2 protein-coding genes are annotated in these 2,438 nt (G+C 64.8%); both read left to right on the top strand.

Going from position 1 to position 2,438, the window contains the following annotated elements; genetic code table 11:
- Positions 1-1,047 (top strand): KR domain-containing protein (locus AB0E24_RS45900; RefSeq protein ID WP_359386025.1); only part of this gene is annotated, 1,047 nt, incomplete at its 5' end.
- 24 nt (positions 1,048-1,071) lie between these two features.
- Positions 1,072-2,438 (top strand): type I polyketide synthase (locus tag AB0E24_RS45905; RefSeq protein WP_359386027.1); only part of this gene is annotated, 1,367 nt, incomplete at its 3' end.

The following is a 2,438-nucleotide window of genomic DNA, read 5'->3' on the forward strand; positions in this document are numbered from 1 at the left end:
CATGCGGCGGGGGTTCTTGATGATGGTGTGTTGGGGTCGTTGACGGTGGAGCGTGTGGAGGCGGTGTTGCGTCCGAAGGTGGATGCGGCGGTGAACCTCCATGAGCTCACCGATGACCTCACCGCCTTCGTCATGTTCTCCTCGGCAGCGGCGACACTGGGCTCCGCCGGTCAGGGCAGCTATGCGGCCGCCAACGCCTTCCTCGACGCGCTCGCCCATCGACGCCGCGCTCAGGGGCTGCCGGGCCTTTCGCTCGCCTGGGGGCTCTGGGAACAGTCGGCTGGAATGGCCGGCAGTCTCGAGGAGGCCGATGTCCGGCGGATGGCCCGCGGCGGGGTGACCGCCCTGTCCCATGCCGAAGCGCTGGAACTGTTCGACAGGGCCCTGCTGGAAACCGAACCGATGCTGGTTCCCTTGCGGCTCAATCCATCCGCGCTACGTGACGTGGAGAACATTCCCGCGATACTGCGTAAGCTCGTCCGTTCTCCGCTGCGTCGGGTCACGGACTCCGGGTTCGATTCATCGCATACGTTCCGACAGCGACTCTCCGTAATGTCCGATGAGGAGCGGTACAGCGCCCTGTTGCAGTTGGTTCTCCACCATGTCGCAGCGGTGTTGGGATACGGCGATTCCGATGCGGTGGGACCGGCACGCGCCTTTGATGAGCTGGGGTTCGACTCACTGACGGCTGTCGAACTGCGTAATCGGCTGAGCGCCGCCACTGGTCTTCGGCTGCCCAGCACGCTGATATTCGATTACCCCACTCCAGCAGAATTGGCAGAGAACCTGCGGACGAAACTCTCGGACGAGGAACAGTCGGTTGCGACCACCATCCATGGTGAATTGGACAGGTTGGAACCACGACTGCTCGTGATGGGTGCGGACGACGCCGGGCGGCTGGACATATCGGCGAGGCTGCGCGCACTGGCAAGGAAACTGGAGAGTGTCGGTTCCGCCGATGGGCGCGCGGAGGCGGACCGGGAGCTGGAATCCGCCACCGCGGACGAAATCTTCGATCTTCTCGACAATGAGTTCCGCAAGCACTGATGAGCTTCAGGGGGACGAGTCCTGATGACGAACGAAGCCAGGCTTCTGGACTACCTCAAGAGGGCCACCGCTGATCTCCGTGACGCCAACCAGCGGGTCCAGGAGTTGGAGAGCCGATATCACGAGCCCATCGCCATCGTTGGCCTCGGCTGCCGGTTTCCCGGCGGTGTTTCCTCCCCTGAGGAACTCTGGGATCTGGTGGCATCGGGCGGTGACGCCATTTCGGCACCGCCGGGCGACCGTGGCTGGAACCTCGACGGTATACCGGACGTTCAGGGTGGATTCCTGTACGATGCGGCAGATTTCGATGCAGGTTTCTTCGGGATTTCGCCGCGTGAGGCTTTGGCGATGGATCCGCAGCAGCGGCTGTTGCTGGAGGTGTCCTGGGAGGCGCTGGAGCGCGCGGGTATCGATCCGAGGTCCGTGCGGGGCAGCAGGACCGGAGTGTTCTCCGGGGTGATGTACCACGATTACGGATCGCGATTGTGGGAGGTTCCCGAGGACGTCGAGGGGTTCCTGGGCACCGGCAGCGCGGGCAGCGTGGTGTCGGGCCGCGTCTCGTTCGTCCTGGGGCTCGAGGGCCCGGCGGTCACGGTGGACACGGCGTGCTCGTCGTCGCTCGTCAGCCTGCATCTGGCCTGCGACTCGCTGCGGCGGGATGAGTGTGCCCTGGCACTGGCCGGTGGTGTGACGGTGATGTCCACGCCCGGCACCTTCATGGACTTTGGTCGCCAGGGTGGGCTGGCCTCGGACGGCCGCTGCAAGGCTTTTGGCGCGGTTGCCGACGGCGTCGGCTGGTCCGAGGGCGCCGGCGTCATGGTGTTGGAGCGGTTGTCGGATGCGCGGCGGAATGGTCATCGGGTGTGGGCGGTGGTGCGGGGTAGTGCGGTGAATCAGGATGGTGCGTCGAATGGTTTGACGGCGCCGAATGGTCCGTCGCAGCAGCGTGTGATCCGGCAGGCCCTGAATAGCGCGCAGTTGTCTCCCAGCGACGTCGGTGTGGTGGAGGCGCACGGAACGGGCACGGCACTCGGCGATCCCATCGAGGCCCAGGCGCTACTCGCGGCGTATGGCCAACGACGTGACGAACCGCTGTGGCTTGGCTCGGTGAAGTCGAATCTTGGTCATACGCAGGCGGCTGCGGGTGTGGCCGGTGTGATCAAGATGGTGATGGCGATGCGGCATGGGGTGTTGCCGCCCACCTTGCACGCGGAGGTGCCGTCACCTCATGTGGATTGGTCGTCGGGGAATGTACGGCTGTTGACGGAAAGTCGGGTGTGGGGGGAGGAGGATGGTCCGCGTCGGGCGGGTGTGTCGTCGTTCGGGATCAGTGGGACGAATGCGCATGTGATTCTTGAGCAGGCTCCGGAGGCGGAGTCGGTTTGTTCAGT

The organism is Streptomyces malaysiensis subsp. malaysiensis (genome assembly GCF_040653035.1).
In the GTDB taxonomy this organism is placed as follows: Bacteria; Actinomycetota; Actinomycetes; order Streptomycetales; family Streptomycetaceae; genus Streptomyces; species Streptomyces malaysiensis.